Below are 13,929 nucleotides of genomic sequence, written 5' to 3' on the forward strand. Positions count from 1 at the left end.
GGTCGCCTCGTCGCCCCAGGTGGATTCCAGTTCAATGTAACCGTACTGCCCAATAGCCCGTGTGGTATCTGGGTGTTCCGCACGGCGTTGAGCCAGATCGCGGTAAAAGGTTTCGGTGGGCGACAAAGTACAAGTGGTATCTTGAGCCATGAAGGGTTCCTTTGATATATGCTGTTATTTCCGTTCCTTCCACAGACTAAACCGGCACTGGGAGCAATAACAATGCACATCGTTGCTTTTATATTGACCGCTGCGCCAGATGCCACGGTTGCCACATCGGATGCACCGATGGTTCCCTTGAGCGTCTGTGGACCCATCGATTTTATAATACAAGGTTGAACCGTGCAGCCAGCCTGTTTGGAAGGGATAGAACCCCCATAAAATGATTACCGTAATAACGCTAACCGCAATAAATGTGGTCTTTTCACCAATAAAATTGGGCTGACACGCATAATAACCGATCACTGAGAACGCAATCGTCAGCACAATGGGTACAATCTTCCTAAAATATCTCCTGCGTAAATACAGGTTTTCTAAGCGCACCATCCCATTATATTGTTCCAATGCCGCTTTTTCATTGTATGCCATGGAAACCGAACCCCCAACGTGTGACATATGAATAGAATATATCATTCATATTCCACCGTCAAGTTTGCCGTTGCATTTTCCTGCGTTGTGCATCCCACCAACCATCCCGGTTTAACCTTGCCCAGACGTCCGCCTTTTCTTCGGGAGACATCACGATCCAGCGGGTGACTTCCTCGAAAGTCCTCCCGCACGACTTGCAGATGTCATCGCCCAGGGCGGTCGTGCAAAAGCCCAGGCAGGGAGAATCTGGTGAAGTGTGGGTGGACATCTACCGGCTTCTTGCGTTTCCGCACGCGATGACGATCTGCTCTGCCAGTCGCCGCTGTGCCGCCGTCAATCGTCTGGCCTTCTGAACATGCGTGAGGATTTCCATCAGAATCCCGCGCGGGTACTCCGGCTAAAACGCAAAGCGTTTAGCCGGAGATGAAGCGCTCCTCGTTTAAGCATACGCATAACCGTCTCCTTTCTGCACGATAGTGAGATATTTCGGGTGAATATCGAATGTTTCCTTTTCAGTTCGGAGCGCGAACGAAGGGCGGAAGCGGATAGCGATCCGGCCTGCGTGTGTACCGGCATATTTCCCTTTTGGAACCACCGCCCGAACGAGGTCTCCGGTCTGGAATCCCAGAAAGGATTTGGCTCCGGCTTTGTGCCCGACCGGGAAACCGTGCCGGTTCAATCGGGCGCGTTGCCGCTCTCCGTGGCCCATGGCCGTAATCGCCATGGGCTTATGATCTGGTGATAACCGCACTGTCGCTCCGCTCTCTCCGACGCAGGCGGCATCAATCCAGTGGTCTTTGGGGTAAGACTGTTGGAATCGATTCCACTTCGTTCTGCCACCACTGGAAACTTCGACGGGTAAATTCGTTGCCTTGAGCCGTTGAAACAGTGCCCAACGCGTGCTGTTCACTGCGGCCGCATCCCTTAACGGAGCCTTGGCCTGAGCCAGTATTCTTTTCACCTTCTCCGGAGCCTTCGCCAAAAACTGCTCCAGAGGCTTATTCCCCTTCCGCTGGTTACAGTGGTGGCAGGCCAAGGTGAGATTGCTCACCCGGTTGCTGCCGCCTTTGGAGCGGGGATGAATATGGTCAATTTCGAGCGGGGTGTTTTCCACTCCGCAATAGGCACATTTCCGGCCCCATTTCTCCAGTAAATACTCCCGGACCTCGTACCCAGCCAAAGTTCCTTGCTGGTACTCCGTTCCGGAGATTTCTGGATTTTGAATCTGCTGCATGTCGAACCGCACTAATTCCTGTGATAATACAGAAACCGGCGCCCAACGCATCAGCCTTTTTACCCATGCCATCGTGGTATCGACCCGATGCTGTAACGACGGCGCTAACCAGCCCGCCTTGCGGGTGCGGTTATCAAACCTGGCGGGACGATACCGCAGCCGGTTCCGGCGAAAACGCCGGTGCCCGCGCCGCTGTTCCAGCGCCTTGCGGATCGCGACACCGCGATGGGTCAATGCTCCGGCCCAGACGACGGTTGGACCACGGCGGGAAAACGATGCGACCAGTGCGATACCCGTGGTCTTGCTGCCCGGGTCCAGTTTCAACCGCGCATCTTGCACAGATCCACTTTCCCGATGCTGGAGAATGATCGTGAACGGGAACCGGCGGAACACCGCCGCTTTCCCTTCCCGTAACAGTTCCCGCGCCCGTGCAGGATGGCAAGGCATGAGCGGTTGCCGGTTCCTGTCCAGTACCAAAACTCTGTTCTGTTGCGTCTGCTGCATTTTCTGTTACGGCTCCTTTTTTACACTATTTCCTTACGGTTACAGCCTTCGCTTTCGCGAGTCATGTTCGCCTCGGCAAGGTTATTCAGGCTTTTTACGGACAGGACACTGCTTGCACTACTCCCAGCTCGCTGTTTAATCCTTATCCGACAGAGCTACGAACTGGCAAACGCATTCGTAGGTGTCATGACCTCAATAACGTAGCCTCGATGTTTTGAGACTAAGCCTGGTCAACCAGGAACCTGCTTTCACAAGCTCCGCCTATACCGTTTAGCGGTTAGGGGGAGTGATTGACGATCCAGAATCAGCGCGGCTGGCAATCCTGCCGCTTTCGCCTGGACATACACCCGATGTAAGGTGTCCTCGTCCGGTGCGCCTACAGCAATCTTGCGCTGATCGCCGGAAAACCAGCTCGTGAAATTCGCAAGCCACGGAGGAGATCCCGCTTGTGCGGCTAATGCTGCCGTCAAACTAGCGTGCGCACCCTGGGCGATCATCTTCCCTTTGCGCATATTCAGGTCTTTCCGCACAACAATGACTTGTTTCAATTTGCGCATGACGCTCTCTCCAAAAACCACCCGTCGCTTTCCATTTCCGCATTTTCCCCGTGCTCGCCGATAACCACCGTACGGGTGCCAGACCAAGAACTGCTGTTCACTAAGGAAAGAACAGGCACTATGGATTTCAACAAGGTATACCATCTATACCGCTGCACAAACAGACGATAGGCAGGCCACTTCCCATACTGAACGATCCACTCCGGCCCGGCGGCCATCAGGCGGTTTTGGTCATCCAGCGTGAAATGGCCATCTTGCATCACATCCCACATTTCTTGCGCAGCGGCGTTTCGTGATAACACGGTCCAGCCGCATTGCTGGATGAACAGGTGATCCTCTCTATCTGTTCCACGTAGCTCCGCTAAACGGGTATCCAATAGCCGTCCATAGGATCGGAACCATACGTCACTCACCGGATGTGGGCCAGGGTTTTCGACGATCTCGTACCACGGGTAGGCAAAACTGGTGGGCGGGGGCATCGGCAGTGGCTCTTTGCCATTCAATAAACGCCAAAACAAGGCCGATTTTTCGCGGGTGGCATTGTAAAAGAAAAGCTTTTTAGTTTCGCTTTTCCCGCAGATTTCGTGTAGCACGCGGTCATATTCGCTAACCGCATGGTCCCACCGGTTCAACAATTCAGGAGGTAAGCTGTCTTTGTTCTGGAAAAATGTCGGCATCAGTGGATCGATCCTTCTGGGAGATAAGCGTTCGGAAGTGGAAGGAGCTCAGTCCCATGGGACGCTTTATAGGCTTTCAACATATAGGCTACCTTTTATGTGTGATTATCATATATCAATCATATCAGGCCGTCAAATCACGCGGTCCTTACCGTGGCAAATCTGGTCGAATCACCCATTGCCGCCCCCTGGCTAGCATTTCCCGCTCCAGATCCGCCAGGGACCGTCCTTCGCACAGTAGCGCGGGCATCCATTTGGCAAATGGCAAACCCGGATGCCGGACGGAGAGGGTCTTGATCAGCGCTCGTGCGGCGTCCTCCGTCGCCAGCGGCATCTCGATCTCCAGGTCGAAGCGCCGCCGCACCGCCCGGTCCAGCATGTCCGGGTGATTTGTAGCGCCTACCAACAAGATACGGTGATCCATGCGATCCATAGCCAGAAGCAGGGTTGATACGATGCGGGCCTGTTCGCCTACGTCGCTGCGCTCAGGATTGCCGGACCGTTCCGCCAGAATGGTCTCCATCTCGTCAAAGAACAGCACGCAGGGCTGTCCGGCTAATCCATCGAGGAGCTTACTGATCTTCGCGCCGGTCTCGCCCATATACGATGTGATCAGGTTGCCGTAATCCACCACCAGGAACGGCAAATCCAGCGCCCGGGCGATGGCGCCGGCCAGTACCGTCTTTCCGGTGCCAGGCGGTCCCATGAGCAAGAGTCGGTTCCGGGGATGCAGGTTGTAGGCCGCCAGGGCATCGGTATAACGCTGTTCCGTGAGCAGGTCCGCCACCTGCAGGCGAGCGTCATCAAACAACACCACCTGGTCCAGGTCATGCGACGGTGATTGGAGTTGGACCAGCTTATCCAAGCCGTTGTCCAGACGAATGCCATCTTCAGGCTTTGGGTTGCGGCTGGCAAAATTTTCCAGCAGGCGCTGCAGCCGGGGCTTCAACGTAGACCGATCAGCCTCCCCCGCGATGATGCACCGCACGGTGGACACGGCCTTGGCGTGGTCACGCTCGATGGCGGCCCGCGCCAAGGCGAATACTTCGTCAGATTTTGCCATCAGAATCCAGCGCGGGTACTCCAGCGATAACGCAAAGCGTTTAGCTGGAGATGAAGCGCCCCTCCTTGTTGTTTAGGCATACGCATAACCGTCTCCTTTCTGCACGATAGTGAGATATTTCGGGTGAATATCGAATATTTCCTTTTCAGTTCAGAGCGCGAACGAAGAGCGGAAGCGGATAGCGATCCGGCCTGCGTGTGTACCGGCATATTTCCCTTTTGCAACGACCGCTCGAACGAGGTCTCCGGTCTGAAACCCCAGAAAGGACTTGGCCCCGGCTTCATGTCCGACTGGGAACTCGTGCCGGTTTAATCGGGCGCGTTGACGCTCTCCGTGGCCCATGGCCGTAACCTCCAAGGGCTTGTTCATCCTGTGCAGCAAAAATTTGTCAGAGTTTGCCATGCTTGATCCGCCATCCGTCGCTCATGCTGCGCTCCCTACATTCTGCAAAACCTTGTTCATCTCAAAACCCGCAAACCCCCGAAACATTTCCGCAGCCCCACACAGATACTCCAACATCCATTCCGTGACGAGCCATCGCCGCCCTAACCGCTCGGCAGCCAAACCCGTTTTTACCGTGCCCCCAAACGGATCCACAACCAGATCACCAGGCTCGGTAAGGAATCGAATAAAAAAGTCGGGAATACTGGTCGGCTGCATGGCGCCATGCGTGGGCAATCCTAGCGCATGAGCGCGCCGCCGATATGCTGCGGTGTCACTGCAGGCGTGCCCACGTTCGATGACATTGCGCGGTATCCGTCCGGCAGTCACCTGCCCAAAACTGCCCGGGCGAAGGCGATAGGCGCCATCTCCATAAGAGGACAGGCGTCCTTCCCCACCCAACGCCATGAGACGTTGATGCTGCGCAGAATGGGCTTCCAGAACCCGCCGATTATCCGATCGCACCCGGCCTGGATCATTGGTGAACCAGTATATGGGTTCATATGCCGTGGTGAGTTGCACCCGGTTTACGCAGGCCCAGTAAGTTGGCGCAGGCGGTTTGCTGTAATTGACCCAGGGAATACGATCCATCAGCGCAAGGCCTAACCGGTCATTCAGGGCCAGGACCAGCCGTTCCAGATACAGCGACCGGCTCGATTTCTTGGGCTCGAAAACGTCTCCGCTCAGATTGAGCACGATACTCCCGCCAGGGATCAAACTACGGACGATGGGTTCCAATGCCCCGCAGATGAAATCCACGTACTCCCGTTCGTCTGGCCCACCGTAAGCACGGGCTTTACGAAGTGGATAGGGCGGCGAGCTAATGCACAGAGCGATAGGCGCATTGATTTGGCGAAAAACGTCTTGATGGTTCCCCCAGATGGCTATACCCAGATCAGTGCTAAAGGTCACCAGTGTGACGCCGGTAGCCGCCCGATGCAGGTCCTTTCCGGCGTTTTCGGAAAGTTGCCAGACGCCACGCTCGCCAGGGACATGTTCGATAATCCCCAGTTGTTTAAGGGTCTGCTGGTACCAACGGATTTTGCGCTTGACGGTGGATCGCGGAACGCCGGCACGTCCAATCGGTGTCCGCGTACCCAAGGCTTCGGGTGTCGTCCCGATGCGCTCCGCTACCGTAGAGTAAAGCGAATCGTTATCCAGTACGCCGTCCGTAGATGCGGCGTATGCACTGGCGATTTCGGCAAACAAACTTATCTGTTGAGGTTGTGCGTTCATGGCGCGATATCCATCCAAAATAGACCACGTTAGGCCGACAAAAGAGCGATCAATGCTTGTAGTTCGTCATCATCGCCAATATCGTGAGCACGCACCCAGGATCGGGAAGGTCCTCTCTTTTCAGGTTGGCAAAGCAGGTCGTTTCCCACCGGGCCCTGTTATCCATGTCCACGGTCGCCAGCACCATCTTTTCGGCTTTATTGAAACACTCCAGCAAATCTACCTCTCCGCGTAAATACAGGATGGCTAGACACTGGCTGACGGATAGCCATAACCAAGTGTTCTCGGTATCCGTGCAGTCTTGCCAGGAGACGAGGTACAGATCGCCGTCTATGGCGCGGTATAAGGCAACCAATGGTCCGTCGTACCACACGAGATTGCCCAGTAGTTCGGCGTTAACCAGATTGTCGTAGCGGTTAGTCGTCATTGGTTCTATGTCTCCCCGATCAATATTTATCGCCAATCCGGCGTTTTTCGATTCCATCGCCGGTAATAAGCTGGCCACCAGAGTTCACGGCTTATGGCTTCATATCTGGGCCTACGCAAATGCCCATTCGTTACTGTGGATTTTTTGGGCGGCAAAGCTTTCTTACGCTGACGCACATACTGACGATGGTTCCGGACCATCATCATGCTGCTGTATCGCCCCTTCTTTGGGCTGGTCTTGTTGGTTGGACCCCAAATGCTCGCGCTGAATGTCATCGACTTACATGCCCCTTTCAATATATGAATAATATATAACATTCATAATTCAGGTGTCAAATTTTCTACCAGATGGTTGCCGTAGTACTCCGTCTATAACCGAGCAGCGGTTTAGGGGGCGATGAAACGGCTCATTAATCTTTGTGACAGCATGACGTACTAATTCTGCCAAATCATCCAGCGTCCCCTCATTCCGGAAAACCATATCCGGGTTGCATGTCCGCCAGAATGCTTCCGAAACATGCTTTTCCACAGGCTCTATGCCGGGCCGGAGCACCAGGCCCATCTGCCCGCCGAACTCCCGTACCAGGTCGGCCTCATCCTGAAAGCGCACACCGGTAATAGCCCAATGCAGGTCTACATCCAAATGAACACGGACTTTGTCTATCCAGTAGGTTTTACATTGTGCCCGACGATAATCGGTTCCCCACCACTGGAGAATCTGGCGGGGCGAGTACGGGATGGAAAACCCCGTGGGAAGATGTTCACTACGTCGGGCATTTCGTACTACACGGACAAAATTGCCATCAGCACAGCACCCCATAGAAAGCCGGAAACTCCGCTTTTCCTTCGTTTCCCGATTTTTCAGAAATGCCACCGGCGCATGAAACGCGGTGCTGACTTCCTCATATAAGGCATCCGAAAATGCGATGATCTGGAACCCGTGATCCCGGGCAAGGATTCCTGCTACGGTATCCTTGCCGCAGCCGGCGGCACCTGTGAGCCCGATGATCATTTTTTGCCTGCCTCTTAATTCTTGGTCATAACCACCCGATTTACCGGCCCACTAGCGCCGTGAGACAACGCATACAGGGCCCGGGCCTTTTCCCATGCGACAATCTGACCGGGCGTTAGGCCGGACGCCTTGGCGGCGTTTGCCAGCGCATCGGCCTGCACGGACGCCTGCAAGGTGGCCAGCTTCTTTTTCTGGACTTGCACGACTTCTGCGGCCTTGATGGTCTCCAGTTCCGCCTGGAAGCCCGCCTTGGCGTTGACCTGCTTCTGGACGCTCAAGGGCAAATCGAAGGTCGGCACGGTCACCGAATTGATGACGTAGGGATCGATTTTAGGGTACAGCTTGTGTAACCGCTGGTTGAGCACCTTTTTGATGGTATGCGCATAAGTATCCAGGTGCGCCGCGATGTTTTGCGGCGTACTCTGCTCCGTGGCGATCTGTACGGCATAAGGAATCGCCGAACGTTCGAGCATACGCAGACCGACTGTGTTGTAGTCCGTGTGAGGCTCCTTCTGTATCTGTTTGGTCTCCCGGTAGAACAGGGGCACCCGGTTCGGGATCAGGGAATACTGCACGACCACGGTAACGGCCTTCATTTGAACACCATGCTCGTCCCTGGGGTGCATGTTCTGCACTTCCGCCATGGTTTGTGTCGTGTCCACCGGGATGATTCCGTGGATCAGCGTGATGTGAAACCCAGGGTGCGCGATGGCCTTGTTGATGTAGCCAGTGAACCGGTTGTGCCAGATGCCCACCGAACCCGTGGGGACGGACTGTGAGCAGCCGGCCAGGGACAGGACGATGACCGGAAGAAACAACAGACGGGGGTTTTTCATGAGTTACATCCTTTCTCTGCTAAATGGCGGAATCCAGTCTGTGCGGACCTTAAATAGCGCCTGCTGGCTGGTGGTCATGTTGATTAACCGCAATAAATCCGCAGTGGGGATTGACACGCGATCAACTGGTACACCGTTCATGGATTGGGTATACCGCGCCATTCTTGCAAGAAAATGCTCACGGCTTTCGTTCGTGCTATCTGTCATTGCATCAATCCCCAAAAATAAAATCTCCAAGGTGGCTCCAAACATCCTTTTTGCGGGGATTCCTTCGACGACGCCCGTAAGTCCCGCAAGTGGCCTGCTGCGAACCTGCATTGAGGATCACTCCGGCAATGTCCAAAGCGAGTAACGCCAACCTTTTACGTTCCGATTCACGCTCCTCTTTTTCCGCAGCCTCGCGGGCATGGATGCGTTGCAAGAACAATGGCGTCGCTTGCTTTCCGTTACTCATTCGGTTTTGTTGCCATCGCCGCCTTCATCGCGGCCAGTTCATCGTCCACCGTGGACCCGCCGCGCAGTGCATCCATCTCTTTTTCGACGGGCGTTCGGGTGTCCAACGGATCATTCAGTACCCCTTCAGCCATCATGGCGTCCAATGCAGCGGCTTTGTTCTGCATCTTATCGGAGCGATCCTTTGCCCGCTGCAGTGCCGCACCCGCATCACCCATCTGTCCACCGATACCCGTCAACGATTCCGTTACCTTGATTTGGGCGCTGGCTGCACTATTCTGCGCCTTCATGACTTCCTTCTGGGTACGAAAAGCGTCAATGCGCTGTTGCATGGTCGCGCAATAGTCGCTCAACTTGGCTTCCTGCGCCTGAATGGCGTCATGGGCCGTCTGCAGCGATTGCAGCTTGGTCGCTGCCGCCGCTTTTGCGGTTAGCGCCTGTCTAGCCAAATCCTCCCGGCCTTTGCTGAGGGCCAGATGCGCGTCGGCATCCGATTGATCCATGTTCTTCTGGGTAGCGGCTATCTGCTGCTCCAGACTCAAACGTTCAGCCACTACATCCGCCGTATGGCGCTTGGCGTCCTGCAAAGCCGTGATCATCTTTTCGTAAGACAAATCCAGCGTCTCGTCTGTGTTTTCCATGCCGTTCAAGACCGCGTTGGTCTTGGCGTGAAGAATCTCTGCTACGCGTGAAAGAATACTCATGAAATTGATCCTTTTGTTATGTCAATCAACACTTTGTTGGGCGTTGCTGGGATATCACCAACTACTGTCGTCCGACGAGAACCCATCATCGGCACCACCGCCAAAACTGTCACCACCGCTGAAACCATCATCTGTGCCGCCGAAATTGTCTCCACCACCCAATCCGAGACCGTCATCGGTTCCACCGCCAAATCCATCGCCATCCATACCGGACGATCCAAAATCGCCGCTGCCGAAAGAATCACCGCCATTGTTGCCGAATGAATCCATGCCGCCACCCAATAGGTCTTCAGCAATTTCCATCCCGAGACCCATGCCCAAACCTTCTTCCAAGGCAGCACCAAATCCGCCACCCGTATTCATCCCCATATTTCCACCCATATTATTTACTGGATAGACAGCCGGTTGAGAGGGTTCGGCAGATACATAAGAAGAACTTGGAGGGAAAGGGCTGTTTTGTACAGTTCCAGAAGCATCAAAAGGGGTTATTTCGGGTTCAGTTGAAGATGGCTTGCCTGACAACTGATTGCGAACACTTTCCAACAAGTTCCGCGCATCTTCTATGGCAGACTTTTTGGAATCGGTATCTGCATTTTCTATTCTTTTCAGTGTTCGTGAGCAATCCACCAAAGAGGTTTGCCACCCATAAATATCATTCAGTTTCGCGTTATCGCCCTGTGCGTCCGCTGAAATTCTTGCTGAATTGAGTTCACCCGTCAGAAATTGCGTGATTTCCAACAAAATATCCTGACGATCAGACTCCACCAAAGCGGCAGCTTTACGACTTTCATTGCGCACGAACCAGAAAGCTCCAGTACCAATCAAAAGGACAACCAACAAAATACCAAGAAAAACCTTCATCCAATAAGCATGTTCACGACTGGACTGAACATTTTGCAAGCCTACCCGCTTTTCCAAGCCCTTGAGGTCTTTCGGATTGGCAAAAGACATAGCTGGTGACAAATGTTCAGCAGTCCTTAATGCAACCTTCGCACGATAATCATGGCCTAACGCATCCCACGCTTCAGCCTCCAGATACCATGCTTTCGCGCTGTGTGGATCAGCTTTCAGAATAGGGACCAAATCTTTCAAGGCTTTGGCAGGGTCAGCATGGGCGATGTAACTCTGAATGATTTGTGGCGTTATGGCGTCAGCAGCCATCGCGGCAACAGGAATGCTGGGCAGCAAAAATGCGGCGATAAACCAGAAGAAGATACTGGCGAAACGCAATGGAAAATGAAATACAGAATACAATGTGCGCATAATTCCCTCTAAAGCAAGCGGACCGGTGATTTTTGGTCTATAGACTCTGGCACTTACAACGATTCTTAACATGAGTTGTTCCTTTTTTGATTTGATCACCGCTTGCCAACATGGCAAGCAGCTTACTCCATCAGCGGTAATCTTATTTGTGCGTAATCATCACCACGGTTGCTCCACCACTTTTGGAATATCCGCTCAGTTTCAGTTTCTCGCCGGGAACCATGGACATAGACTGATCAAACGTCTCGATATTCATACGTGGAAGCTGCACTCCACGCATGGTGTGCATGGCCGCAAGAGTGGATTCCGAACTATTGAACCGAATAACATCAGGATGTTTGAAGCTGCGCTTAATGCTTCCCGTTATGCCCGTCGTATAGGTTCCGGGAATCAACTTGGTTACTCCAGTCGCGTTTGTAAACGAACTGGAAACGAATGTATGCTGGACGCCATCAGAAAATGGGCTAACGTGTCCGGGAAGAACGCTCACAACATTCTTGGCGACCAACTTGCCATTCTGCAGCACCTTGATATCGTAAATGTTCTGTTTTTCGGCAGGAACGGTAACCTTCTGAACCATGGCCGTGGGCTTCATGTGCGACGGAGCAGGTTCAGCGTGAGTAGCGGCCATGGCCATCGCGGGGAACATTAATATCATTAGAGCAATCAATTTCTGCATAGTAAAAATCCTCTATTAAATGCACAGCCCTGGGCAATCCAGGGCTGTATTACGTCCTGCTGACAGCAGGTCATCCAAACCGATACATCAGCCCCACGCCCATTACCGGCCACCACTGATAGCCGCTAACTTTGCTGTTCAGGCTGTTCTGTTCCGCCCGGACATCGCTGGCCAACATAGGGTTAGCGGCAGCGCCGGTCGCGGTGAGACTGATATTGGGCGATCCCTCGTAGATCGCGCCAATGTTCGCCGTGAAGGTCAAACGGCCACCATCCATCGGATCACCCCAACCGATACCGACATAAGGCGCAACTCCGTTAAAGTGCGTTTTGCCTGTGAGACTGCCCACCTGGCTTGCAGTGTAGGTATTACCGTTAAAGGTGTACGTTCCGCTTTCCGGCGTGCCCGTCACGTTAAACCCGTTCTGATTGATGAACAGACCCGCAGTAAGGTTAAAATTACCCTGGAAAGGGAACCAGCTTGCGGTGATCGGCTCTCCCTGCAGGTTAATCCCGGCGTTGTAATTGACACCACCGCTCTGGAGATTCTGGGATACATGCAGCGCATCAAAGCCGACATTGAGATTCAACGTCTTAGGGATAATGGCAGTCGTACCCTGGACACCGATACCCTCGGTCCCCACGCCCAAGCCTGCGGCAATGCCGTGGAAGGGCAGCCATGCGGGCGATACTCCCATGGCGAAGGCTGGGACGGAACCCATGCTCGCCAGCAAGGCGGCCGAAACACCTATGATAATTTTCTTCAAGTTTTCCTCCCGTGAATAAGTACACAATGATTAACAAGTAACGCCATCATACACACGAAAGAGGTAAACGTCAAATTCACCACCAGGCGATAACGCCTGTGGTTAGCCGGTTTCACACTGGTCTTTCGGCTCCGACTTCGGTATCCATCGGCCCCAATCCCCTAGCGGTATTCGTCAGAATCAAGCGAATCGCCCTCTTTTAGATATCGATGGATAGCCGCCTTGCACGCTTGAATCGTCGGTATCCAGCTTGATTTCAGACAGGATTCCAATCCACTGGCGGTGATCGCTGATGTCTGGCAAGACTCCGTCCATTGAGTCAAAGCCGAGTCATAACGGGTCAAAGGGTTGTCCGGTCCTACCTGCGCCGCATCCGTGTTCATTTTGCCTTCAAACATCGTGGACAGGCGCGACCAGCAAGCCGGCGCATGGGGCAAATAAGCTGTGGATTTTGTATAGCCTTTCCCCACGACATAAGTCCATTGCCCACTCCCCATCTGGGAAATCCGCCGCTCCGTGTCCTGCACACAACGGAATACGTCCTGTTCGCCCATTTCCTTGACGGCCAGCCAATGATCCTGGACATATTGATTATCTATGCGATGACGATGATGAGGCATGTACTGGCTTTGCGATGACATCGACCATTCCCGATACCCGGACGTAGAAGGCGGCGTATCTTCTATCGCTGGCGGGCTATCATCGCCAGCGATATTCAACGCGGTTTTTGGCAAAGCCGGTAATGGATGGAATGCTTCTGGGGCGTGCGTGGCACATCCGGCCAACAGACTCACACAACAAAGCGTGCTTACAGAACGAAACATGGGGTCTCCCAGGAACGGGTTAATTCCTTTCTTTCTTTACTGATCTGGCAATCTTTGGCGAATTCTGTACCGGCATACCGTCATTTTTACTGTTTTCGTCCGCCATAACGGCATCCACCTGTGCCGCTTTGGCGGAGAGAACACGCTCGCGCAAGGTATCCAGCTTTTCCTGAACCAACGTGGAAAGTTGCTGCAGACGCTCAACGCCAGTGGGTACAGCCTGATCATTTCCAGCCCGTAAATCTGCAATAATAGCTTTCCCGGTCACATGGACTTCGGGGTGTATCTGAGCCAGCGCCACGAACTCGGGCAGGTCTCCAAACTGCTCCTGACCGGGTCCGTCCATCCACTTGCCCAGACGGCAGGCGTGATGGTCCGTCAATTCCTCCGGCTTGAGCTTCAAGTCTTTCCCGGCAATCGCTTCCAGTACACGGCCCACCCAGCGCACATGGTCCGCCTTGGTCAAAGTGAGCAAAACTTCCTGTGGAATATCCCCCTGTGCATACGTGTTGATACTGGCGTCGATTTCAGCGCGCAGGCCGTCCATCTGTCCCATTATCTGATGGAAAAAGACGGTGAAATTTTTCATGATAGTGCGTGTTCCCTGAATGGCGTCAGAGAGCGCAGACACAGATTCCTGCCCATTTCGGTTATGTTCTTCCAGTA

At 53.7% G+C, this 13,929-nt stretch carries 17 protein-coding genes; all 17 read right to left on the minus strand.

Translation table 11 applies throughout. The features are described from left to right. Positions 1 to 174: 174 nt before the first annotated feature. Positions 175 to 588 carry a hypothetical protein gene (locus tag HAP95_RS00175; RefSeq protein WP_215882108.1) on the minus strand — a complete coding sequence of 138 codons (414 nt, stop codon included), beginning with the start codon at positions 586 to 588 and terminating at the stop codon, positions 175 to 177. A gap of 58 nt (positions 589 to 646) precedes the next feature. Continuing rightward, positions 647 to 856, minus strand: a complete 210-nt coding sequence (locus tag HAP95_RS00180) for a DUF1289 domain-containing protein (RefSeq protein WP_215882451.1) — start codon at positions 854 to 856, stop codon at positions 647 to 649. 171 nt (positions 857 to 1,027) lie between these two features. Further along, entirely contained in the window at positions 1,028 to 2,326 is a 1,299-nt protein-coding gene (gene iscB / locus HAP95_RS00185; protein ID WP_215882452.1) for an RNA-guided endonuclease IscB, read from the minus strand. A gap of 248 nt (positions 2,327 to 2,574) precedes the next feature. Then, the gene (locus HAP95_RS00190; RefSeq protein WP_215882453.1) at positions 2,575 to 2,883 is read right to left on the minus strand and encodes an aminoacyl-tRNA hydrolase; all 309 of its coding nucleotides are present in this window, start codon (positions 2,881 to 2,883) and stop codon (positions 2,575 to 2,577) included. Next, a complete protein-coding gene (locus HAP95_RS00195; protein ID WP_215882454.1) occupies positions 2,871 to 3,560 on the minus strand; it encodes a hypothetical protein in 690 nt (229 codons plus the stop codon). Before HAP95_RS00195 ends, HAP95_RS00190 begins: the two co-directional genes overlap by 13 nt. 148 nt (positions 3,561 to 3,708) lie before the next feature. Further along, positions 3,709 to 4,623 (minus strand): AAA family ATPase, encoded by a 915-nt coding sequence (locus tag HAP95_RS00200; protein WP_215882455.1) that lies wholly within the window; start codon positions 4,621 to 4,623, stop codon positions 3,709 to 3,711. A gap of 423 nt (positions 4,624 to 5,046) precedes the next feature. Then, entirely contained in the window at positions 5,047 to 6,300 is a 1,254-nt protein-coding gene (locus HAP95_RS00205; protein WP_215882456.1) for a DNA methyltransferase, read from the minus strand. Between the two features lie 49 nt (positions 6,301 to 6,349). Beyond that, complete coding sequence (locus HAP95_RS00210) at positions 6,350 to 6,727, minus strand: hypothetical protein (RefSeq protein ID WP_215882457.1); 378 nt, start codon at positions 6,725 to 6,727, stop codon at positions 6,350 to 6,352. A 324-nt stretch (positions 6,728 to 7,051) separates the two neighbouring features. Continuing rightward, positions 7,052 to 7,738: a deoxynucleotide monophosphate kinase family protein gene (locus HAP95_RS00215; RefSeq protein ID WP_215882458.1), complete on the minus strand. Its 687-nt coding sequence runs from the start codon at positions 7,736 to 7,738 to the stop codon at positions 7,052 to 7,054. Positions 7,739 to 7,752: 14 nt separating this feature from the next. Continuing rightward, a complete protein-coding gene (locus HAP95_RS00220; protein ID WP_215882459.1) occupies positions 7,753 to 8,574 on the minus strand; it encodes an SPFH domain-containing protein in 822 nt (273 codons plus the stop codon). Positions 8,575 to 8,577: 3 nt separating this feature from the next. Then, positions 8,578 to 8,892: a hypothetical protein gene (locus HAP95_RS00225; protein WP_215882460.1), complete on the minus strand. Its 315-nt coding sequence runs from the start codon at positions 8,890 to 8,892 to the stop codon at positions 8,578 to 8,580. Positions 8,893 to 9,020: 128 nt separating this feature from the next. Further along, positions 9,021 to 9,731, minus strand: a complete 711-nt coding sequence (locus HAP95_RS00230) for a PspA/IM30 family protein (protein WP_215882461.1) — start codon at positions 9,729 to 9,731, stop codon at positions 9,021 to 9,023. 54 nt (positions 9,732 to 9,785) lie between these two features. Beyond that, positions 9,786 to 11,111 (minus strand): tetratricopeptide repeat protein, encoded by a 1,326-nt coding sequence (locus HAP95_RS00235; RefSeq protein WP_215882462.1) that lies wholly within the window; start codon positions 11,109 to 11,111, stop codon positions 9,786 to 9,788. A gap of 25 nt (positions 11,112 to 11,136) precedes the next feature. After that, positions 11,137 to 11,673: a hypothetical protein gene (locus HAP95_RS00240; RefSeq protein ID WP_215882463.1), complete on the minus strand. Its 537-nt coding sequence runs from the start codon at positions 11,671 to 11,673 to the stop codon at positions 11,137 to 11,139. 70 nt (positions 11,674 to 11,743) lie between these two features. After that, positions 11,744 to 12,439 carry a hypothetical protein gene (locus HAP95_RS00245; RefSeq protein ID WP_215882464.1) on the minus strand — a complete coding sequence of 232 codons (696 nt, stop codon included), beginning with the start codon at positions 12,437 to 12,439 and terminating at the stop codon, positions 11,744 to 11,746. A 161-nt stretch (positions 12,440 to 12,600) separates the two neighbouring features. Continuing rightward, on the minus strand, positions 12,601 to 13,263 hold the full coding sequence (locus HAP95_RS00250; RefSeq protein ID WP_215882465.1) for a hypothetical protein: 663 nt from the start codon (positions 13,261 to 13,263) through the stop codon (positions 12,601 to 12,603). Positions 13,264 to 13,282: 19 nt separating this feature from the next. Next, positions 13,283 to 13,929 (minus strand): CZB domain-containing protein (locus tag HAP95_RS00255; RefSeq protein WP_215882466.1); only part of this gene is annotated, 647 nt, incomplete at its 5' end.

Origin of the sequence: Acidithiobacillus sulfurivorans (genome assembly GCF_018853815.1) — a bacterium.
Taxonomy (GTDB): domain Bacteria; phylum Pseudomonadota; class Gammaproteobacteria; order Acidithiobacillales; family Acidithiobacillaceae; genus Acidithiobacillus; species Acidithiobacillus sulfurivorans.